Annotated in this window: 21 protein-coding genes; 18 read left to right on the forward strand and 3 right to left on the reverse strand. The window is 70.4% G+C overall.

Annotated elements, in window-relative coordinates:
* The first annotated feature begins 10 nt into the window (after nt 1-10).
* Genes AC0N04_RS09785 through fliR form a run of 4 tightly spaced genes read left to right on the forward strand, consistent with a single transcriptional unit; the run spans nt 11 to nt 2,194 of the window.
* The gene (locus AC0N04_RS09785; RefSeq protein WP_474281022.1) at nt 11-367 is read left to right on the forward strand and encodes a FliO/MopB family protein; all 357 of its coding nucleotides are present in this window, start codon (nt 11-13) and stop codon (nt 365-367) included.
* The gene (fliP, locus tag AC0N04_RS09790; protein WP_474281024.1) at nt 360-1,136 is read left to right on the forward strand and encodes a flagellar type III secretion system pore protein FliP; all 777 of its coding nucleotides are present in this window, start codon (nt 360-362) and stop codon (nt 1,134-1,136) included. The genes AC0N04_RS09785 and fliP overlap by 8 nt, the downstream gene beginning before the upstream one ends.
* Before the next feature lie 19 nt (nt 1,137-1,155).
* Nucleotides 1,156-1,425: a flagellar biosynthesis protein FliQ gene (gene fliQ, locus AC0N04_RS09795; RefSeq protein ID WP_474281026.1), complete on the forward strand. Its 270-nt coding sequence runs from the start codon at nt 1,156-1,158 to the stop codon at nt 1,423-1,425.
* Between the two features lie 7 nt (nt 1,426-1,432).
* Entirely contained in the window at nt 1,433-2,194 is a 762-nt protein-coding gene (fliR, locus tag AC0N04_RS09800; RefSeq protein WP_474281028.1) for a flagellar biosynthetic protein FliR, read from the forward strand.
* A 69-nt stretch (nt 2,195-2,263) separates the two neighbouring features.
* Here fliR and AC0N04_RS09805 read toward each other — a convergent pair whose 3' ends face one another.
* The 3 genes from AC0N04_RS09805 to flgA all read right to left on the reverse strand — a co-directional run bounded on the left by AC0N04_RS09805 (nt 2,264) and on the right by flgA (nt 3,942).
* Nucleotides 2,264-2,674 carry a hypothetical protein gene (locus AC0N04_RS09805; RefSeq protein ID WP_474281030.1) on the reverse strand — a complete coding sequence of 137 codons (411 nt, stop codon included), beginning with the start codon at nt 2,672-2,674 and terminating at the stop codon, nt 2,264-2,266.
* Nucleotides 2,675-2,768: 94 nt separating this feature from the next.
* On the reverse strand, nt 2,769-3,080 hold the full coding sequence (gene flgM, locus AC0N04_RS09810; protein WP_474281032.1) for a flagellar biosynthesis anti-sigma factor FlgM: 312 nt from the start codon (nt 3,078-3,080) through the stop codon (nt 2,769-2,771).
* 112 nt (nt 3,081-3,192) lie between these two features.
* Nucleotides 3,193-3,942 carry a flagellar basal body P-ring formation chaperone FlgA gene (gene flgA / locus AC0N04_RS09815; RefSeq protein WP_474281034.1) on the reverse strand — a complete coding sequence of 250 codons (750 nt, stop codon included), beginning with the start codon at nt 3,940-3,942 and terminating at the stop codon, nt 3,193-3,195.
* A gap of 195 nt (nt 3,943-4,137) precedes the next feature.
* On the opposite strand from flgA, the gene flgB reads away from it, so the two are divergent.
* From flgB to AC0N04_RS09885, 14 genes are all read left to right on the forward strand, one after another.
* On the forward strand, nt 4,138-4,551 hold the full coding sequence (flgB, locus tag AC0N04_RS09820; RefSeq protein ID WP_474281036.1) for a flagellar basal body rod protein FlgB: 414 nt from the start codon (nt 4,138-4,140) through the stop codon (nt 4,549-4,551).
* A 20-nt stretch (nt 4,552-4,571) separates the two neighbouring features.
* Nucleotides 4,572-5,009 carry a flagellar basal body rod protein FlgC gene (gene flgC / locus AC0N04_RS09825; RefSeq protein ID WP_474281038.1) on the forward strand — a complete coding sequence of 146 codons (438 nt, stop codon included), beginning with the start codon at nt 4,572-4,574 and terminating at the stop codon, nt 5,007-5,009.
* Nucleotides 5,010-5,042: 33 nt separating this feature from the next.
* Nucleotides 5,043-5,696, forward strand: a complete 654-nt coding sequence (locus AC0N04_RS09830; protein ID WP_474281040.1) for a flagellar hook assembly protein FlgD — start codon at nt 5,043-5,045, stop codon at nt 5,694-5,696.
* 49 nt (nt 5,697-5,745) lie between these two features.
* A complete protein-coding gene (gene flgE, locus AC0N04_RS09835) occupies nt 5,746-7,002 on the forward strand; it encodes a flagellar hook protein FlgE (protein WP_474281042.1) in 1,257 nt (418 codons plus the stop codon).
* A gap of 39 nt (nt 7,003-7,041) precedes the next feature.
* Complete coding sequence (flgF, locus tag AC0N04_RS09840) at nt 7,042-7,767, forward strand: flagellar basal-body rod protein FlgF (RefSeq protein WP_474281044.1); 726 nt, start codon at nt 7,042-7,044, stop codon at nt 7,765-7,767.
* 115 nt (nt 7,768-7,882) lie between these two features.
* Nucleotides 7,883-8,665 carry a flagellar basal-body rod protein FlgG gene (gene flgG / locus AC0N04_RS09845; RefSeq protein WP_474281046.1) on the forward strand — a complete coding sequence of 261 codons (783 nt, stop codon included), beginning with the start codon at nt 7,883-7,885 and terminating at the stop codon, nt 8,663-8,665.
* Nucleotides 8,665-9,384 carry a flagellar basal body L-ring protein FlgH gene (locus AC0N04_RS09850; protein ID WP_474281048.1) on the forward strand — a complete coding sequence of 240 codons (720 nt, stop codon included), beginning with the start codon at nt 8,665-8,667 and terminating at the stop codon, nt 9,382-9,384. Before flgG ends, AC0N04_RS09850 begins: the two co-directional genes overlap by 1 nt.
* A gap of 48 nt (nt 9,385-9,432) precedes the next feature.
* Nucleotides 9,433-10,575, forward strand: coding sequence for a flagellar basal body P-ring protein FlgI (locus tag AC0N04_RS09855; protein ID WP_474281050.1), 1,143 nt, complete (start codon nt 9,433-9,435; stop codon nt 10,573-10,575).
* Nucleotide 10,576: 1 nt separating this feature from the next.
* Nucleotides 10,577-11,461, forward strand: a complete 885-nt coding sequence (gene flgJ / locus AC0N04_RS09860) for a flagellar assembly peptidoglycan hydrolase FlgJ (RefSeq protein ID WP_474281052.1) — start codon at nt 10,577-10,579, stop codon at nt 11,459-11,461.
* 22 nt (nt 11,462-11,483) lie between these two features.
* A complete protein-coding gene (flgK, locus tag AC0N04_RS09865; protein WP_474281054.1) occupies nt 11,484-13,451 on the forward strand; it encodes a flagellar hook-associated protein FlgK in 1,968 nt (655 codons plus the stop codon).
* A 23-nt stretch (nt 13,452-13,474) separates the two neighbouring features.
* The gene (gene flgL, locus AC0N04_RS09870) at nt 13,475-14,698 is read left to right on the forward strand and encodes a flagellar hook-associated protein FlgL (protein ID WP_474281056.1); all 1,224 of its coding nucleotides are present in this window, start codon (nt 13,475-13,477) and stop codon (nt 14,696-14,698) included.
* Nucleotides 14,699-14,705: 7 nt separating this feature from the next.
* Nucleotides 14,706-15,929 carry an EAL and HDOD domain-containing protein gene (locus AC0N04_RS09875; RefSeq protein ID WP_474281058.1) on the forward strand — a complete coding sequence of 408 codons (1,224 nt, stop codon included), beginning with the start codon at nt 14,706-14,708 and terminating at the stop codon, nt 15,927-15,929.
* A 96-nt stretch (nt 15,930-16,025) separates the two neighbouring features.
* A complete protein-coding gene (locus AC0N04_RS09880; protein ID WP_474281060.1) occupies nt 16,026-18,956 on the forward strand; it encodes a PAS domain-containing sensor histidine kinase in 2,931 nt (976 codons plus the stop codon).
* Nucleotides 18,957-19,000: 44 nt separating this feature from the next.
* On the forward strand, nt 19,001-19,654 hold the full coding sequence (locus AC0N04_RS09885; protein ID WP_474281062.1) for a response regulator: 654 nt from the start codon (nt 19,001-19,003) through the stop codon (nt 19,652-19,654).
* Nucleotides 19,655-19,696: the final 42 nt, after the last annotated feature.

The following is a 19,696-nucleotide window of genomic DNA, read 5'->3' on the forward strand; positions in this document are numbered from 1 at the left end:
GGAGAACGCGATGAACGGTTTTTCCCTGATGCCGCTGCTGGCCTTCGCGGTCGTGGTGGCCTTGATCCCGGCCTCGCTGTGGCTGATGCGCCGCGCCGGCCTGGGCGGCGCCGCCCGCAACGACCTGCTGCGCACCGTCTCCAGCCTGTCGCTGTCGCCGTCGCAGAAGGTGGTGGTGGTCGAGCTGATGCAGGGCGCGCAGTCGCGCTGGCTGGTGCTGGGCGTCAGCGGCGACCGCATCTCCCCGCTGACCACGCTGGACGCGCCGGCCGAAACGCCGGTGGCGGTGCGCGAACCGCAGTCGCCCACCGTCAGCCAGCTGATGCAGCGCTTCCGCCAGGGCGGGCCGGGAGAGGCGAATGACTGAGCCCGTTCGCCGCGGCCTGCGCCGGGGGCGTGCGGCCGCGCTGGCGGCCGCGCTGCTGTGGCCGGTGCTGGGCTGGAGCCAGGCGGCGGCCACCGGGCCGGTGCTGCCGCTGCTGATCGGCCAGGGCGCCGGCGGCGCCAGCTATTCGGTGCCGATGCAGACGCTGCTGTTCTTCACCGCGCTGAGCTTCCTGCCGGCGGTGCTGCTGATGATGACCGGCTTCACGCGCATCGTGATCGTGCTGTCGCTGCTGCGCCAGGCGCTGGGCACGCAGGCCGCGCCGCCGAACCAGGTGGTGATCGGGCTGTCGCTGTTCCTGACCTTCTTCGTGATGTCACCGACGATCGACAAGGTCTACACCCAGGCCTGGCAGCCCTACGCGGCGAACCAGATCGGCTTCGACGAGGCGCTGGCCCGCGGCGAGGGGCCGATGCGCGAGTTCATGCTCAAGCAGACCCGCCAGTCGGACGTGGCGCTGTTCGCCCATCTGGCCAAGCTGGACAAGTCGGTCAAGGGCGAGGACGTGCCGTTCAAGGTGCTGGTGCCGGCCTTCGTCACCAGCGAGTTGAAGAGCGCGTTCCAGATCGGCTTCCTGATCTTCATCCCGTTCCTGATCATCGACATGATCGTGGCCAGCGTGCTGATGTCGCTGGGCATGATGATGCTGTCGCCGGTGCTGGTCTCGCTGCCGTTCAAGCTGATGCTGTTCGTGCTGGCCGACGGCTGGAACCTGCTGCTGGGCTCGCTGGCCGCGAGCTTCGCGACCTGACCCCGAGAGGACTTTCGCGATGGATTCGAGCCATGTGTTCACGATCGGCCAGCAAGGCCTGCTGATGCTGCTGACCGTGGCCGCGCCGATGCTGCTGACGGTGCTGGTCGTGGGGGTGCTGGTCAGCATCTTCCAGGCCGCCACGCAGATCAACGAGGCGACGCTGAGTTTCGTGCCCAAGCTGCTGGCGGCGGTGGCGGTGATGGCGGTGGCGGGGCCGTGGATGATCACCACGCTGGTCGACTACCTGCGCCACATGCTGCTGTCCATCGCCGGCGCCGCGACCTGAGCCGCACATGATCTCGTTCACCGAGGCCCAGATCCTCGGCTGGATCACGCCGCTGCTGTGGCCATTCCTGCGCGTGCTGGCCTTGCTGCAGGTGATGCCGGTGCTGGGCCAGAGCCCGGTGCCGGCGCGGGTGCGCATCGGCCTGGCGTTCCTGATCGCGCTGTCGGCGTCCGGCGTGGCCCCGCCCACCGCGCCGGTGGCGCTGGATTCGGCGCTGGCCTTGCTGCTGGTGGTGCAGCAGGTGCTGGTGGGCGTGACGATGGGTTTCGCGGTCAAGCTGCTGTTCACCGCGGTCGAGCTGGCGGGCGAGATCGCCGGGTTGCAGATGGGCATGAACTTCGCCGGCTTCTTCGACCCGATCGCGGCCGGCCAGACCACCGCCACCAGCCGCTTCTTCGGCACGCTGATCTCGTTCGTCTTCATCGTCAGCAACGGTCACCTCAGCGTGATCCAGGCGGTGGTGCAAAGCCTGGTGGTGTTCCCGGTCGGCCCGGAGCCGTTCGCGTTCCTGAAGGCCGTGCAACCCCAGACCTGGGGCGCCGAGGTGTTCCGCATGGGACTGTGGATGGCCACGCCGATGATCGCGATGCTGCTGCTGGTCAACATGGTGCTGGGCGTGATCTCGCGCGTCGCGCCGCAGACCAACATCTTCTCGCTGGGCTTCCCGATCACGATGAGCGTGGGCCTGGTCGGCATGATGTTCATGCTGCCGACGCTGGAGTCACCCTTCATCGCGGCGCTGGATCGCACGCTGGCGCTGTTTCGCTAGCGCACCGGCCGCGGGCCGCAACGACAGCGGCCCGCGCTGGGCGGGCCGTGGGGGGTGGGGATGGGGCGCTCAGGCCAGCGTCGAGCCGGTGCTCTGGGCACGCACGGCATAGCCCTGCGCGCCGTAGGCGGCCGAGGCGCCCAGCTGGGCCTGCGCCGGCAGCAGCACGTCGATCGCCCGGTCGAGCACGGCGGTGGCGCGGGCCACGGCGTCGCGCTGGGCGGCGACCAGGCCGGTGGCCAGTGCCAGGCGGCGGCGCAGCGCCGGCGGCACGCCGCCATGGCTGGCGGTCTCGCCGAAGCGTCGCACCGCCAGCGTCAGCGACCGGTGCAGATCGTTCGCAGCGGCTTCGGTGGCGGCCGGATCGCGGGCCTGCAGCGCCTCGCCCAGGGCCTGCAAGTGGGCCTCGACCGCGCCCAGCGTGGCTTCGAGTTCGCCGAGGTCGCGCACGGCCTGGTGTTCCTGCGGGGAGCTGAGCATGGTGAGGTGCCGGTGATCAGGCCGACCGGTGCGGGTCGGCAAAGGGGAGGGGCTCGACGAGCGGCCCGGCCGGGGCGAGCGCCCGGCCGGACGCTCAGTTCTGGGAGTTCTGGGTGTAGCGCTTGAGCAGGTCCTGCGCGTTCGAGATCAGCTTGTCGGCGATCTTGTTCGCGTCGACCGTGAACTTGCCTTCGCGGATCGCGGTGGCGATCCGGTCGACCTTGGCGGCGTCGAAGGTCGGTTCGCTGGCCGACTGCGCGAGCTGGCTGCCCGCGGCGGAGATGTCCACCGTGGCACTGCTGGGGCTGCCGGCCGCGCCGGACCGGCCGGCCGTCGTGGACGAGGTCTTGCGCTCCGTGCTCGGCGGGGTCGCGGCTGGTGGGGTATCGAGAGGTCCGATTTTCATGGTCTGCTCCAATGGGCCCTGAACAGCGGCGTGGACCCGAACGACATGCATCGTCTTTCGGAGTCCGGTGGCGGAACTTTAGCCCTTTTTGCATTCGGATCGGTACGGCGGTTCACAGGCTGACCTCCATCTCCCGGTCGGCCACCGCGCGGCCCTGCAGGACCCGGCCGCTGTCGGTGCGGACGCGGGCGACCTGGCCCTCCAGCCCCGGCGTGACGGCCTGGCCCTCGGACACGATCCGCCAGCCGGGTCCCGAGGCCACCAGCTTGACGGTGTCGCCGGCGGCGAACCACTGGCGAACCTTCAGGTCGGGCATGCGCAGGGTGCTGCCGGCGCTGAGCGAGCGGGCCAGCGTGCGGCCCACGGCCTGACCCATCTGGCCGATGGCGGCGCCGGGCTCGGCGGCCAGGTCGACCTCGGCCAGGCTGAGGTCGGCAGCGCTCAGCACCGTGCCGGCCGGCAGCGCCGCCGAGACCACCAGCGCCTGGGCGTAGACATGGATGGTGACCGGCAGCGTGACGTTCCAGGCCTTGGGGCCCTGGACGCAGCGCAGGCCGACGCGGGAGCGGCCCCAGGCGGGCACGCCGTTGGGCAGGTAGGGCTCGATCTTCTGGCAGGGCGCGAGCTTCAGCCGCGGATCGAGCTGGCCCACCTCCACCGCGACCCGCACCGGCGTGGCGCCGGGTGCGCGGGCGCCGTCGCGGGCCAGCGCGACGATGCGGTCGGTCAGCGTGCCGATGTCGGGGGGCGGCGCCTCCTGGGCCGAGACCACGGCGGCCCCGGCCAGCAGCGCGGCCAGTGCGGCACGCCGTGCGGCCAGGGCGGTGCCGGGCGGAGTCAGGCGGCGGGTCAGGGTAGGCATGGTGCGATGCTTCGGTGCTTGATCGGCATGGTGGCAGCGTGCGGGGCCGGGCAAGGGCGGGAATTGGCGGGTTCGGGCGCCCTTGTTTGCGGCTTTGGCGCACTACAGCGCTGCGCACAATCGGCCGACGCCCTGACTCCGTGCCGCCGTTGCGGTCCGCCGGCCAGGACATCGCCGACGCGAAGGACACACGCCATGATCAACCGCCTGACCGACTCGCTGGACTTCCAGTCGCAGGCCCTCGCGCTGCGCGCCGAACGCCAGCGCCTGATCGCCAGCAACATCGCCAATGCCGACACGCCGGGCTACATCGCCCGCGACATGGATTTCGCCACCGCGCTGCGCCAGGCCACCGGTCAACTGGCGGTGCCGGGCCAAATGGCCGTCACCGACCCGGGCCACCTGCAGCCCGGCGCCGGCGCGGCGTCGCCGGACGGGCTGGTCTACGCCACCGCCTCGCAGACCAGCCTGGACGGCAATTCGGTCGACATGGACCGCGAGCGCGCCACCTTCGCCGAGAACTCGGTCAAGTACGAGGCCTCGCTGCGCTTCATCAATTACGACGTCTCCAACATCATGAACGCGATGAAGAGCCCGTCGCAGGGCTGAGTCGCCGAAGGAGCCATGACATGAGCCTGTTCAAGGTCTTCGACATCTCCGGCAGCGCGGTCAGCGCGCAGAGCCAGCGCCTCAACGTGGTCGCCTCCAACCTCGCCAACGTCGACACCGTGGCGGGACCCGACGGCAAGGCCTACAAGGCGCGCCAGGTGGTGTTCCAGACGGTGATGATGGGTGCGCAGGGCCAGGCCGGCGCGACCGATCCCGGCGCCACCAGCGCCGGCGTGCGGGTCTCGACCGTGACCGAGGACCAGACGCCCGGGCGCAAGGTGCGCGACCCCAGCAACCCGTCGGCCGATGCCGACGGCTATGTCACCTACAGCAACGTCAACGCGGTCGAGGAGATGGTCAACATGATCTCGGCCTCGCGCTCGTACCAGGACAACATCGAAGTCATGAACACGGCCAAGACGCTGCTCGGCAAGACGCTGCAGATGGGCCAGGGGTAAGGCGCGCCCCCCGCGCGCCACGAGGAGATCGCCATGAGCACGACCGTCAATTCCAGCACCAGCGCCAGCACGGCGACCGGCAGCCCCTCTGCGCTGACGGCGACCTCGGCCGCCGACCTGTCGAGCCAGTTCCTGAAGATGCTGGTGGCCCAGATGCAGAACCAGGATCCGCTGAACCCGACCGACAACTCGCAGATCACCAGCCAGATGGCGCAGATCAGCACCGTCTCGCAGCTGGGCACGATCAACACCTCGATCGGCGGGTTGGGCACCCAGTTCGGCCAGCTGCAGGCGGTCCAGGGGGCCGGCCTGGTCGGGCACAGCGTGTCGGTGCAGGGCAACCAGCTGCGCGTCAACGGCGCGGCCGCCGACGCCGGCTTCCAGCTCGCCAGCGCGGCCGATGCGGTGCAGGTCCAGGTCACCGACCCGGCCGGCAACGTGCTCGACACGATCAACCTGAGCAACGTCAGCGCCGGCACGCACAGCTTCAACTGGACCGTGCCCAGCGCCAACCAGGGCGAGGCGCTGAGCTTCAACGTCAGCGCCACCGCCGGCGGCCAGCCGGTCAGTGCCACGCCGCTGGAGAACCAGACGGTGTCCTCGGTCAGCAGCAGCAACAACAGCCTGGCGATCGAACTGGCCAACGGCCAGCAGGTCGCCTACAGCGACGTGGTCGCGTTCCAGTGACTGCCGTGCATCCCTTCACGCCGGCGCGCCACTTCCACCAGGAGTCATCATGAGTTTTCAGCAAGCCTTGTCGGGTCTCAACGGCGCGTCGAGCAATCTCGACGTGATCGGCAACAACATCGCCAATGCCAACACCTACGGGTCGAAGGAGTCGCGCGCCGAGTTCTCGGACATGTACGCCAACGCGCTGAGCGGCAGTTCGGGCGTCAACATCGGCATCGGCACGCACCTGGCCACGGTGTCGCAGCAGTTCACCCAGGGCAACATCACCACCACCGGCAACGCGATGGACCTGGCGATCAACGGCGGCGGCTTCTTCGAGCTCAGCGACGGCGTGAACCCGACCGTCTACTCGCGCAACGGCCAGTTCAAGGTCGATGCCAACGGCAACGTGGTCAACAACCAGGGCCTGAAGCTGATGGGCTACGCCGCCGACAACACCGGCATGATCCAGCCGGGGCAGGCCGCGGCGCTGCAGCTGCCGACCGCCGGCGTCAGCCCCAACCCGACCGGCAAGATCGACCTGCAGTTCAACCTGGACGCCCGCCTGAACGTGCCGGCCGCGGCGGCCACGCCGACGATCAACTTCGCCGACGCGACCACCTACAACAACGCGACCTCGGTCACCGCCTACGACGCCAAGGGCCAGCCGGTGGCGTTGACCTACTATTTCCAGAAGAGCGCGACCGACCAGTGGAACGTCTACGCGACGGCCAACGGCACGACGGTGGGCGGCACCGCCGCCAGCCCGGCGCCGATCACGACGCTGGCCTTCAACAGCAACGGCACGACGCCGACGCCCAGCACCATGACGCTGAACATCCCCGCGTCGACCAATGCCAGCGGCGCGGCCACGCTGGCGATCCCGAACGTGGCGCTGAACTTCGGCGGTTCGACCGAATTCGGTTCGGGCTTCGGCGTGACCAACCTGTCTCAGGACGGCTTTGCCGCCGGTTCGCTGACCGGCATGGTGGTCGACGCCAAGGGCGTGCTGACCGCCAACTACTCGAACGGCCAGACCAAGCCGGTCGGCCAGCTGGAGATGGCCACCTTCCGCGACCCGCAGGGCCTGCAGGCGGTCGGCGGCAACGGCTGGCATTCGACCTCGGCGTCGGGCAGCCCGATCGTCGGCGCACCCGGCCAGGGCAACCTGGGGGTGATCCAGGCCGGCGCGCTCGAAGAGTCGAACGTGGACCTGACCGCCGAGCTGGTGAACATGATCACCGCCCAGCGCGACTACCAGGCCAATGCGCAGACGATCAAGACCGAGGACCAGGTGATGCAGACCCTGGTCAGCCTGCGCTGATCTGATCCCGCGGCAATGACCTGAACCGGAGCACCGAGCATGGACCGCATGATCTACCTGTCGATGGCGGGCGCCCAGGCGGCCATGCAGCGCCAGGAGGTGCTGGCCAACAACCTGGCCAACGCCAACACCACCGGCTTCCGCGCCGAGATGGCGGCGTTCCGCGCGGTGCCGGTGCAGGGCAGCGGCGCCTCGACCCGGGTCTACGCGCTGGAGACCACGATCGGCTACAAGTCCGATCCCGGCACGATCCAGGGCACCGGCCGCAACCTCGACGTGGCGATGCAGGGCAACGCCTGGCTGGCGGTGCAGTCGTTCGACGGCACCGAGGCCTACACCCGCGCCGGCAGCCTGGACGTCAATGCCGACGGCCTGCTGGTCAACGCCAGCGGGCTGCAGGTGATGGGCGACGGCGGGCCGATCACCGTGCCGCCGAACTCGGCGGTGCAGATTGCCTCCGACGGCACCATCACGGCGACCGCTCCGGGCGTCAAGCCGCAGTCGATCGGCAAGCTGAAGATGGTCACGCCGACCGACCCGCTGACCCGCGGCGAGGATGGGCTGTTTCGCGCCAGCAGCGGCGACCTGGCCGCCGACCCGACGGCGCGCCTGCAGGACGGCGCGCTCGAGGGCTCCAACGTCAGCCCGGTCGAGACCATGGTGGCGATGATCACCGCGGCGCGCCAGTTCGAGCAGCAGATGAAGATGCTGTCCACCTCGCAGAAGCAGGAAGATACCGCGGCCAAGCTGCTGGGCACCGGCTGAGCGCCGGCACGCCGGCAACGTCCCGAAGAGGCGGCCCAATGGCCGCCTTTTCCGCGTCTTGGAGGTCTCAAGTCGGGCGGATCATCCGCACATACCCCTTATCGGGAGACCGCCCATGTTCCGCGCCCTGTGGATTTCGAAGACCGGGATGGAGGCCCAGCAGACCCAGCTGGACCACATCTCGAACAACCTCGCCAACGCCGCCACCACCGGCTACAAGAGTTCGCACGCCGAATTCGAGGACCTGATGTATCAGAACCTGCGCCAGTCCGGCGCGGCGACCTCGGACCAGACCGCCCTGCCCACCGGCCTGCAGGTCGGCCTGGGCACGCGGGCGGTGGCCACGGCACGCGATTTCTCCCAGGGCACGCTGCAGCAGAGCAGCAACCCGATGGACGTCGCGATCAACGGCCAGGGCTTCCTGCAGGTCACACTGCCCGACGGCACCACCGGCTACAGCCGCGACGGCTCCCTCAAGCTCGACGCCCAGGGGCAGATCGTCAACAACGCCGGCTACACCGTGCAGCCCGGCATCACCATTCCGGCCAACGCGCAAAGCGTGACGATCAGCGCCACCGGCCAGGTCAGCGTCGCGCTGCCCGGCCAGGCCACGCCGCAGGTGCTGGGCCAGCTGCAGCTGGCCAGCTTCGTGAATCCGGGCGGCCTGCAGCCGATGGGGCAGAACATCTTCACCGAGACCGCGTCGTCGGGGACCCCCAACACCGGCGCGCCCGGCGCCAACGGCCTGGGCACGCTGCAGCAGGGCTTCCTGGAGACCAGCAACGTCAACATGGTGTCGGAGCTGGTCAACATGATCCAGACCCAGCGCAGCTACGAGCTGAACTCCAAGGCCATCACCACGGCGGACCAGATGCTGCAACGTCTGGGGCAGATGTGATGCGCGCCGCGCTGCTGGGCCTGGCGCTGGCCGGCTTCGGCCTGGCCGGCTGCACCACGCTCTACAAGGTGCCGCAGGTCGACTTCGCCACCGCCACCGCGCCCAGCCTGCCCGCCAGCGGCCCGGCGCCGATCCCCGCCCAGGTGCCGCTGCCGCCGCCCGAGGCGCCCGGCCTGCAGGCCAACGGCGCGATCTTCCAGGCCGCGCGCTACCGGCCGCTCTACGAGGACTACCGCGCGCGCATGGTCGGCGACACGCTGACCGTCAACATCGTCGAGAACATCAACGCCTCGCAGTCGGCCGACAGCACGGTCAACAAGACCGGCAAGGTCGACGCCTCGTTCAGCGCGCTGGGCGGCTTGTCGGCCTCGCTCCTGGGCCGGCTCGGCGCCACCGGCAGCAGCACCAACAGCTTCGAAGGCAAGGGAACGATCACCAACGCCAACCAGTTCTCCGGCACGATCACCGCGCTGGTCACCGGCGTGCTGCCCAACGGCGTGCTGATGATCGCCGGCGAGAAGCAGGTGGGCCTGAACCAGCGGGTGGACGTGCTGCGCTTCACCGGCCAGGTCGATCCGCGCTCCATCCTGCCGGGCAACGTCGTGCCCAGCGCGGCGATCGCCAACGTGCGGATCGAGAACCGCGGCCGCGGCGCGGTCGACGATGCCCAGGGAATAGGCTGGCTGGGGCGCTTCTTCTTGAACATTCTGCCGATCTGAGCCCGGCCAACAATGGCGTCCACCGCTCCTTCTTCCTGGTACCCCACCATGCACACCGACCGCACCGAACGTCTCCTGCGCCTGGCGATGACGCTGGCCTTCGTGCTGGCCAGCGCGGCGCTGTGGTGGCCTTGGCCGGCGCACGCCGCGCCGCGCATCAAGGAGGTGGCCAGCGTGCAGGGCGTGCGGCCGAACCAGCTGATGGGCTACGGCCTGGTGATCGGGCTCGACGGCACCGGCGACCAGACCACCCAGGCGCCGTTCACCACGCAAAGCCTGAATTCGATGCTGCAGCAGATGGGCATCACCGTGGCGCCGGGCACCACGATGCAGCTGAAGAACGTGGCGGCGGTGCTGGTGACGGCGCAGCTGCCGGCCTTCGCGCAGCCGGGCCAGCAGATCGACGTCAGCGTCGCCTCGATCGCCAACGCCAAGAGCTTGCGCGGCGGCTCGCTGGTGGCCACCCCGCTCAAGGGCGCCGACGGCCAGATCTACGCGATGGCCCAGGGCGGCCTGATCGTCGGCGGCGCCGGCGCGTCGGCCAACGGCTCGAAGGTGCAGATCAACCATCTCGCCGGCGGCCGGATTCCCGAAGGCGCCACCGTGGAGCGCGCGGTGCCGACGCCGCTGGACCACGGCGATTTCATCCAGCTGGACCTGGATTCGGAAGACTTCGCCACCGCGCGCGCGGTGGCGCAGGCGATCAACGCCGCCAAGGGCGACGGCACCGCGCAGGCGCTGGACGGCCGGGTGGTGCGGGTGCGCGCCCCGACCGACCGCAACGCGCGGGTGGACTTCCTGGCCGATGTCGAGAACCTGCCGCTCGAACTGGCGCGCCCCGCGGCCAAGGTGGTGCTGAACCCGCGCACCGGCTCGATCGTGCTGAACCAGAGCGTCACGATCGCGCCCTGCGCGGTGGCGCACGGCAGCCTGTCGGTGACCATCAGCACCACGCCGTCGGTGAGCCAGCCGTCGCCGGGGTCGACCGGGGGCCAGACCATGGTCACCCAGAAAAGCGACATCACCGTGTCTCAACAAGGCGGCGTGATCATGAAGCTGCCGGCCAGCGCCGAGCTGGCCGACGTGGTCAAGGCGCTGAACGCGCTGGGCGCGACGCCGCAAGACCTGCTGGCCATCCTGCAGGCGATGAAGTCGGCCGGCGCGCTCAACGCGGAGCTGGAGGTCATCTGACATGGCCGCAGTACCGGTCACCACCACCACAGGGTTCGGCGACGCCCGCGGCCTGTCGGCGCTGAGCCGGCAGGCCGCCACCGACCCGAAGGCCGCGGTGCGTGCGGCGGCCAAGCAGTTCGAGACGCTGTTCATGCAGCAGCTGCTGAAGACCATGCGCGAGTCCTCCAGCCACAGCGGTCTGCTGGAGAACGACGCCAGCAAGCTGGGCACCGAGATGCTGGACACCCAGTGGGCCGGCATGGCCTCGGGCCAGCCCGGCGGCCTGTCCGACCTGATCGCGCGGCAGCTGGAGCGGCAGATGGGCATGAGCCCGGGCCCGATCCCGAAGAACGACAGCGCCAACCAGGCCGCTGCGGCCGCGCCCGCCGCGATCACCGCGCCGCACGCCAGGATCGGCCTGCCGCAACAGGCGGCGGCGAGCTTCGTGCAGCAGCACGAGGTCGCGGCCAAGGCGGCCGAGGCCGCCAGCGGCATCCCGGCCACCTTCATGATCGCGCAGGCGGCGCACGAGACCGGCTGGGGCCGCAAGGACATCCGCGCCCACGACGGCTCACCCACCTACAACCTGTTCGGCATCAAGGCCGGTGCGAACTGGAAGGGGCCGACCGCCGACGTGACCACCACCGAGTACATCGGCGGCGTGGCGCGCAAGGTGGTGCAGAAGTTCCGCGCCTACGGCAGCTTCGCCGAGTCCTTCGCCGACTACGCGAACCTGATCAAGAGCAGCCCGCGCTACGCCGCGGTGATGGCGTCGCGCCACGATGCCAAGGGCTTTGCGATGGGATTGCAGAAGGCCGGCTACGCGACCGACCCGGCCTACGCGGCCAAGCTGACCCAGGTCATCAACACCACGCTGCGCCTGCAGCACAGCCTCAGCGCCTGACGCGCGATACCAGGATAGCGCCATGTCCAGTTCCGGTCTGATGAACATCGGCGTTCGCGCCATGATGGCCGACAACGCGGCGCTGCAGGTCACCAGCAACAACATCGCCAACGCCAACGTGGCGGGCTACACGCGCCAGCAGGCGGTGCTGGCCACCAGCCAGGGGCAGTACACCGGCTCGGGCTACTTCGGCAAGGGCGTGGACGTGGTCGACGTGACCCGCAGCGCGAACGCCTTTCTCACCACCCAGCTGCAGCAGACCCAGTCGGCGTCGGCCATGTACGACGCGCGCTCGACTCAGTTGCAGCAACTGCAGAACGCGTTCCCGACCGGCAGCCAGGACCTCAGCGCGTCGATGGGCAATTTCCTCAGCGCGGTGTCCGACATGGCCAACGCGCCGGCGGACAGCTCGGCCCGCCAGGTCGTGCTGGCCCGCGCGTCGGACGTCGCCGGGCTGTTCTCCAGCACCGCGGCCCAGGTCACCTCGATGCAGGCCGGCGTGGTCAACAGCCTCAAGACCTCGGTCGACAGCGTCAATGGCCTGACGGCGCAGATCGCCAGCCTCAACCAGCAGATTTCCGCGGTCAACGGACTCGGCGCCAAGCCCAATTCGCTGCTCGACCAGCGCGATGCGCTGATCAACCAGCTCAGCAAGTTCGTCCAGGTCTCGACGGTGCCGGCCAGCGACGGTTCGCTGGGCGTCTTCGTCGCTGGCGGCCAGCAGCTGGTGCTGGGTTCGCAGGCCTCTCAGCTGCAGGTGGTGGCCGACGCGCAGGACCCCAGCCGGGCCTCGCTGGCGATCGGCGTCAACGGCCAGATGACGCCGCTGACGCAGAACATGCTCACCGGCGGCTCGATCGCGGGCTTGATGACCTTCCAGAACACCGATCTGGTCGACGCACGCAACATGCTGGGCCAGATGGCCTCGGTCTTCGCCGGCGAGGTCAACGACGCCCAGGCGCGCGGCCTGAACCTGCTCAACCCGCCGACGGCGGGTGCCCCGCTGTTCGCCACCGGCGCACCGCTGGCGATGGCCAATGCCAACAACGCCCGCGACGCCAGCGGGCAGTTCATCGGCCAGGTCAGCCTGAAGGTGACCGACGTCACCCAGCTCAAGGCCAGCGATTACAGCCTGACGCCGGACCCCAGCGGTTCGGGCCAGTACCAGCTGACCCGCCTGTCCGATGGCACGACCCAGACCATCAGCAACGGCGCCACGGTGGACGGCTTCCAGATCAACGTCACCACGCCGCTGAAGCCGGGCGACCACTTCCTGCTGGAGCCAGCCGGCAACGCCGCGACCGGCATGGCCCGCGTGCTCGACGATCCGAACGGGCTGGCGGCGGCGGCGCCGGTGACCGCGACGATGGGCGCTGCCAACACCGGCACCGCGTCGGTGGGCTCGCTGAACGTGGTCAGCGCCGGCGTGGATCCCAACCAGACCGCCAGCATCAGCTTCACCTCGGGCACCGGCGCCTACACCTGGACCTTGACCAACGCCACCACCGGCGTCGTCACCAGCAGCGGCACCGGCACCTGGACGGCCGGCCAGCCGATCGCGCTCAATGGCTTCGAGCTGAACCTGAACGGCGTGCCGGCCAGCGGCGACACCGTGAGCGTGGCACGCACCGCCTTTCCGGCCTCCAACAACGGCAATGCGCTGCAGCTGGCCGGCTTGAGCAGCCAGCCGCTGATCGGGCGCAGCCTGCAGCCCGACGGCACGCTGGGCGGCGGCGCGACCGTCACCGACACCTACGCCAGCACGATCGCCAACATCGGCGTGCGGGTGCAAAGCGCCACCACTGCGTCGCAGATCGCCACCACGGCGGCCACTCAGGCGCAGAACGCGGTCGCGTCGAACTCGGGGGTCAACCTCGACGAGGAGGCGGCCAGCCTGATCCAGTTCCAGCAGAGCTACCAGGCCGCCGCCAAGGTGCTGCAGGTGGCGCAGCAGGTGTTCGCCTCGCTGCTGCAGGCCGCCGGCGCCTGACGCCACCGTCCAAGGATTCCGCCATGTACCGCATCGCCACCTACAACGCCTACGCCGGCGTGATCACCAACCTGCAGCAGCGCCAGCAGGCGCTGACCACGTCGCAGGAACAGCTCACCAGCGGCAAGCGCGTGCAGCAGGCCAGCGACGACCCGACCGCCGCCGCCCAGGCCGAGCGCGCCCGTTCGATGCAGCTGCAGGCCGACACCTCGCAGCGCGCGATCGACGCCAGCAAGACGGCGATGACCCTGACCGAGTCGACGCTGGGCAATGCCGGCGACCTGTTGCAGCAGGCGCGCCAACTGGTCGTGCAGGCCGGCGACGCCAGCTATTCGGACGCGCAGCGGGCCTCGATCGCGCAGCAGCTCCAGGGCATCCGCACCCAGTTGCTGGGGGTGGCCAACACCGGCAACGGCAACGGCGGCTACGTGTTCGCCGGCCAGGGGGCCAGCCAGACGCCATTCCTGGACCAGCCCGGCGGCGTGGCCTACGTCGGCACCGGCGGCCAGGCCCAGGTCGGCACCGGCACCTCGTACCCGGTGACGCTGGACGGCAAGGCGATCTGGATGTCGGCCCCCAGCGGCAACGGCGTGTTCAAGACCGGCCCGGCCCGGCCGCCGCTGCAGGCCAGCAGCGGGGCCTGGATCGATGCCGGCAGCGTCACCGACCCGAGCAAGATCACCGGCGACAACTACACGGTCAGCTTCTCGGTCAGCGGCGGGGCGACCACCTATTCGATCCAGCGCACCGATGCCGCGGGCAACGTCACCACGCCGGTCAGCGGCGCGGCCTACCAGAGCGGAACGGCGATCCAGGTCGACGGCATGTCGTTCGACGTCTCGGGCACGCCCGCCAACGGCGACGCCTTCCAGATCGCGCCCTCGAAGCCGAACCAGACGGTGTTCAACGCGCTCGACCAGGTGATCAACGAGCTGAAGACCCCGTCGCGCAGCCAGGCCCAGATCAGCCAGACGGTGTCCACCGGCCTGCGCGACATCGACGCGGTGGTCGGCAACGTGCTGTCGGCCCGCAGCATGGCCGGCGAAGTGCTCAACAGCCTCGACAATGCCACCACGCGCACGGCCGATCAGAAGCTGGCCGGGCAGACCAACGAATCGAACGCCACCGATCTGGACATGGTGTCGGCGATCGCGAAATTCCAGAATCAGCAGACCGGCTACCAGGCCGCGCTGCAAACCTACGCCAGCGTCCAGAAAATGTCTCTGTTCCAATACCTCAATGCCTGAGACCGTGATGGACACCCCCGTGCTGGAACACCTGCTGCTGGGCTGCAATGCCTTGTTCGATGCCAAGCGCCAGCCGGGCATCTCGCGGCTGAGCATCCATCCGGTGACCGGCGCCACCTTGACCGGCGCCGCTCCCGACGCCGCGGCGCTGCAGCAGGTGCTGGTGGAGGCCTGGCCGCCGGCGCTGGGACCGCTGGCGTTGAACCTGACCAGCGAAGCCTGGCTGCGCGCCTTGCTGGCGCACCTGACCGCCGAGGCGCCGGTGCCGCACTGGCAGGTCGAGGTGCCCGCGTTCATGCTCGCCGACGACGCCCAGGCACAGGCGCTGCAGGCACTGGCCGCGCGCGGCCAGCCGCTGGTGCTCAAGGGCCGGCCGCTGTCGCCCCTCAGCCCCGGGCTGATGGCGAGCTTCCGCTACGCCATCATCGAGATCGGCGAAGACCGCCGCGTCCCCGGTCCGGCGCCGGCGGGCGCACCGCCGCGGGTGCTGCCCTTCGTGCAGGCCGGGGCCGTGAGCCCGGCCGATGCCTCGGCCAGCTTCCAGCGCGGCGCGCAGTCGGTGCTCGGCTGGCCGCTGGGCGACGCCCCCGACGCGAGCACCGCCCGCAAGGAACTGCCCACCGGCGTCGCCACCGTGATGGACCTGATCCAGCGCCTGGACCGCGAGGAGCCGGTGGCCCAGCTCGACGCCGTGCTGCGCCGCGATCCGACCCTGGCCTACCGCTTGATGCGCTACATCAATTCGCCGGGGATCGGGCTGTCGGTGGAGGTCAACTCCTTCCAGCACGCGATCATGATGCTGGGCTACCAGCGCCTCAAGCGCTGGCTGGCCTTGCTGATGGCCGGAGCGGTCGACAACCCCGACGTCAAGCCGATGATGTTCCTCGCCGTGCGCCGCGGTCTGCTGATGGAAGAGCTGGCCCGCGAGCAGGGCGACGAGGCCTTGCGCAACGAGGCCTTCATCTGCGGCGTGTTTTCGCTGCTTGACCGGATGCTGGGCCAGCCCTTCTCGGCACTGCTGAGCCGCCTGCCGGTGCCCGAGCGCGTGGCGCAGGCGCTGGTCGACGGCATCGGCCCGCACGCGCCGGGCCTGAGCCTGGTGACGGCGATCGAAAGCGGCCTCTCGTTCGACATCCAGTCGGCCACCGAGGCGCTGATGCTGTCGCCCGGCGAGGTCAACCGCGCCACGCTCAAGGCCTTGGCGGCCTCGCGCCAGCTGCAGACCGACTGAGGCGCACCGCGCCGCCACGCGGCGGCCGCGGTGTGGTGCCGCTGCACCAATGGCGTGACCGCGTACACTGAAGAGGCCACTTTCTGCGGGTTCTTCATGTCGTCGACTCTCCAGCCGCCGCGCGCCGAGGCCCCCCGCCCTGGCGCCACCGCCGAAGCGCCGTCCAGCCTCGATGCCGATGATCTCGACCACTGCCTGGCGCTGAGCCCGCAGGGCCTGCTGCTGTTCAACGAGGCCGGGCGCGTGCTGCGTGCCAACACGGTGATGCGCGAGCTGGCCGGCGGCCTGGGCGCCACGGTGGCCAGCCTGCCGCCGCCCCTGAAGGCCTTGCTGGAAGGACCGGGGGGCTTGCCGTCGCCGGGCCGGATCCAGGAGACCCAGGGATGGGTCGAGGGCCGCGGCGGCCGCAAGCGCCGGTTGCAGGTGCGGGTACGCGGCCTGGCGCCCGAGGCGGGCCAGCGTCGCTGGCTGGCGCAGTTCGACGACCGCAGCATCGAGGACGAGCGCGACCTGGCACGGGTCGAGATCGCGGCCCTGATGGGCGATGCCGAGGTCGGCCTGGCCACCTGGGATTCGGCGCAGGGCTGGGTCCCGCCCACGCCGGCACCGCGTGCCGGCGCCGGCCGCCCGCGTGGCGAGAGCGCGGCGCTGAAGTCGATCGGCAGCGGCCTGGTCGAACCCGAATCGCGCGCCGATTACGAGCGGCTGCAGCAGGCCCTGCGTCAGCGCGAGCGCATCGAAGTGCGCTATGCGGTGCGCCACCCCGACACCGGTCTGCGCTGGTTGATGACGCGGGTCGAGCCGGCCCAGCTGGGCGCGGGCCGATCGGTCTTCAGCGTGATGACGCTGGATGTGAGCCAGGAGGAAATCGCCCGCCGCCGCAACGAGCAGTTGCTGCGCGAGCTGACCACGATCCTGGACGTGAGCCCGGCCGGCATCGCCTACCTGCGCGGCACCGAGCTGCTGCGCTGCAATCGTCGCTTCGAGGCCTTGCTGGGGCTGCCCGAGGGCGCGGCCCGCGGGGCGACGCTGGCCGACCTGCTGGTGCGGGGTGGCGTCAGCGCGAACCAGGCCCGCCTGGCGCTGCAGATGCTGGCCGAGCAGGGCCGCAGCGAGACCGAATTCCAGATCGCGCAGGCCGATGCGGGGGCGCCGCCGGTGTGGTGGTCGCTGGCCCTGCGCCGCTCCGACGGCGCCCAGGGCGGCGAGGAGACCGTGGCGGTGCTGAGCGACATCTCGGCCATGCATGCCCAGCGCGCCGAGCTCGAAGGCCTGGCGCGCGAGCGCGAGCTGATGTTCAGCCTGTCCGACGTCGGCATCCTGTACCAGCGGGACGGCCGAATCGCCCGCGCCAACGAGGCGCTGGCCCAGCTCACCGGCTATCCTCAGGCGGCGCTGCAAGGCCTGCCGATGCGCCAGCTTTTCGAGGATGCGGCGGCCTACCGGGACTACGCCGACAGCGAGTTGCGCGATCTCGCCACGCTGGGCCGCTCCAGCGGCGAGCGTCGCCTGCGCCGCCAGGACGGCTCGCCGCTGTGGGTGCTGGCCAGCCAGCGCCTGGTCGACGCGCAAGACCCGCTGGCCGGCAGCATCTGCTCCTTCGTCAGCGTGGACGAGCGGCGCAGTGCGCGCGAGCTGGTGATGGTGCAGGCCGACCGGACCCGCGCGATCCTCGATTCGGTGCTGGTGGGCATCGTCACCGTGGGCGACGGCGGGATCGAGTGGATGAACCGGTCGGCGCGCCGCATGTTCGCGGGCGAGCTGGCCGATTTCGTCGGCCAGGCAATCGGGGAAGTGGCGACCGACGAGGCCGATCACCCGCTGCGCCGCACCGACTGGCTGACCACGCTGGAAGAGGGTCAGGCCGAGACCTTCGAATGCCGGCTCAAGGCACGCGACGGGCGCGAGTTCTGGGTCGTGGGCAACGTGGTGGTCACCGGCAGTGATTCGAGCGCCCGGCAACTGACCTTCGCGCTGCTCGACATCGACGCGCGGCGCCAGGCCGAGGTCCAGATCGCGCAGGCCCGGGCGAGCCTGCAACGCATCATCGAGACCGCACCGCTGGCGATCGCGCTGTTCGACGCGCGCGACCAGCAGGTGCTGCAGCTCAACCAGATGATGGCCGAGTTCGCGCGCCGGCCGATGGACGAGATCCTGCACCGCCACCCGACGCGCTGGCTGCCGGCCGACGAATCGTCGACCCTGCTCACCGACCTGCAGCATGCCACCCGGACCCACGAGGCGGTGCACCGCGAGCTGCGCCGCGAGGCCGAGCCGGGCCGCGCCGCGAGCGACTGGGACATGCGCATCGTTTCGCTGCAGGCCAGCGCCGACGCGCCGGAGCAGTTGCTGCTGGTGGCCAGCGACGTGACCGAGCAGCGCGCCGCCGACCAGGCCCGGCTCGACGCGGCCATCGCGCAGCGCGAGATGCTGGTCAAGGAAGTGCATCACCGCATCAAGAACAACCTGCAGGGCGTGGCCGGCCTGCTGCAGCAGAACGCGCTGCGCAATCCGCAGGCCGCCTCGGCGATCGCCGAAGCGGTAGGCCATGTGCATGCCATCGCCCAGGTGCATGGCCTGCAGGTCGGCATGACCGGGCCGTTGCGGGTGCGCGGCGTGGTCGAGGCGATCGCCGCCTCGGTGCAGCGCATGTTCGGCCGCACGATCGAGGTGAGCGTGCGCGGCACCGCGCCGCACCGCTTCGCGCTCAGCGAGGCCGATTCGATCCCGATCGCGCTGACCGTCAACGAGTTGCTGACCAACGCGATCAAGCACAGCCGCGAGGGCGACATCGGCTGCGGCCTGCAGTTCGGTCAGAACGAGGTCGCGGTGTCGATCTCGAACCTCGGGTCGCTGCCGGCAGGCTTCACGCTGGCCAGCGTGCCGACCGGCATCTCCGGCCTCGGGCTGGTCCGGGCCTTGTTACCGCGCAAGGGCGCCGCGATGGCCATCGAACAGCAGGGCGAGCGTGTGGTGGCGACGCTGCACCTGGAGCCGCCCGGCGTGACGGTGTTGGAGCCACTGTGATCCCCCACGCATCGGCGCCGGCGACTTCGGCGAAAATGAAGCCCATGGCAGACACCGGCGGCGTGGCAAGCAAGGGCAAGATCCTGGTCGTGGACGACGACCGGTTGGTGCTGGCCACCGTGGCCCACGGGCTGGCGCAGGCCGGCTTCGATGTCATCGACGCCGACAACGGCGACGACGCGATCCTGCTGGCGCGCGAGCACCGGCCCGATCTGGCGCTGCTCGACATCCGCATGGACGGCAAGTCCGGCTTCGACGTGGCCGAGTACCTGCGCGAATCGCTGGGCACGCCGTTCATGTTCCTGTCCGCCTTCTCCGATGCCGCGACGGTGGCCCGGGTGCGGGAGCTGGGAGCCGTGGCCTATTTGGTCAAGCCGCTGGACATCGCGCAGATCGTGCCGACGGTGGATGCCGCGGTCGCCAACGTGCGCAAGCGGGCGGCGCCGGTGCTGCGGGCGGGCGCGGGCGCCGCACCGGCGCGGCGCGCCGAGCCGGTGGCCGTGGTGGCGCCGACGGCCGATCCGCTGGCCGACCCGGTGCCGTTGGCCGTCGGCGTGCTGATGCACCGCTACTCGCTGCCGCGGCAGGAAGCGCTGGAGCGGCTGCGTCGCCTTGCGTCGGACGATGGTCGCGCGCTGGGCGTGCAGGCGTCGGCCCTGCTCGACGCGGTCGAACTGCTCTCCAGGCCGGGCAGCTGAGACGACAGGGGCCGAGGCCCTCCGACCTCACCGGCGCCGCGG

It is taken from the genome of Ideonella sp. sgz306126 (genome assembly GCF_056032705.1).

Bases quoted from the DNA above. Each gene is read 5' to 3' on its own strand.
- AC0N04_RS09785 (WP_474281022.1), top strand. From the start codon at position 11: ATGAACGGTTTTTCCCTGATGCCGCTGCTGGCCTTCGCGGTCGTGGTG.
- fliP (WP_474281024.1), top strand. From the start codon at position 360: ATGACTGAGCCCGTTCGCCGCGGCCTGCGCCGGGGGCGTGCGGCCGCG.
- fliQ (WP_474281026.1), top strand. From the start codon at position 1,156: ATGGATTCGAGCCATGTGTTCACGATCGGCCAGCAAGGCCTGCTGATG.
- fliR (WP_474281028.1), top strand. From the start codon at position 1,433: ATGATCTCGTTCACCGAGGCCCAGATCCTCGGCTGGATCACGCCGCTG.
- AC0N04_RS09805 (WP_474281030.1), bottom strand. From the start codon at position 2,674: ATGCTCAGCTCCCCGCAGGAACACCAGGCCGTGCGCGACCTCGGCGAA.
- flgM (WP_474281032.1), bottom strand. From the start codon at position 3,080: ATGAAAATCGGACCTCTCGATACCCCACCAGCCGCGACCCCGCCGAGC.
- flgA (WP_474281034.1), bottom strand. From the start codon at position 3,942: ATGCCTACCCTGACCCGCCGCCTGACTCCGCCCGGCACCGCCCTGGCC.
- flgB (WP_474281036.1), top strand. From the start codon at position 4,138: ATGATCAACCGCCTGACCGACTCGCTGGACTTCCAGTCGCAGGCCCTC.
- flgC (WP_474281038.1), top strand. From the start codon at position 4,572: ATGAGCCTGTTCAAGGTCTTCGACATCTCCGGCAGCGCGGTCAGCGCG.
- AC0N04_RS09830 (WP_474281040.1), top strand. From the start codon at position 5,043: ATGAGCACGACCGTCAATTCCAGCACCAGCGCCAGCACGGCGACCGGC.
- flgE (WP_474281042.1), top strand. From the start codon at position 5,746: ATGAGTTTTCAGCAAGCCTTGTCGGGTCTCAACGGCGCGTCGAGCAAT.
- flgF (WP_474281044.1), top strand. From the start codon at position 7,042: ATGGACCGCATGATCTACCTGTCGATGGCGGGCGCCCAGGCGGCCATG.
- flgG (WP_474281046.1), top strand. From the start codon at position 7,883: ATGTTCCGCGCCCTGTGGATTTCGAAGACCGGGATGGAGGCCCAGCAG.
- AC0N04_RS09850 (WP_474281048.1), top strand. From the start codon at position 8,665: ATGCGCGCCGCGCTGCTGGGCCTGGCGCTGGCCGGCTTCGGCCTGGCC.
- AC0N04_RS09855 (WP_474281050.1), top strand. From the start codon at position 9,433: ATGCACACCGACCGCACCGAACGTCTCCTGCGCCTGGCGATGACGCTG.
- flgJ (WP_474281052.1), top strand. From the start codon at position 10,577: ATGGCCGCAGTACCGGTCACCACCACCACAGGGTTCGGCGACGCCCGC.
- flgK (WP_474281054.1), top strand. From the start codon at position 11,484: ATGTCCAGTTCCGGTCTGATGAACATCGGCGTTCGCGCCATGATGGCC.
- flgL (WP_474281056.1), top strand. From the start codon at position 13,475: ATGTACCGCATCGCCACCTACAACGCCTACGCCGGCGTGATCACCAAC.
- AC0N04_RS09875 (WP_474281058.1), top strand. From the start codon at position 14,706: ATGGACACCCCCGTGCTGGAACACCTGCTGCTGGGCTGCAATGCCTTG.
- AC0N04_RS09880 (WP_474281060.1), top strand. From the start codon at position 16,026: ATGTCGTCGACTCTCCAGCCGCCGCGCGCCGAGGCCCCCCGCCCTGGC.
- AC0N04_RS09885 (WP_474281062.1), top strand. From the start codon at position 19,001: ATGGCAGACACCGGCGGCGTGGCAAGCAAGGGCAAGATCCTGGTCGTG.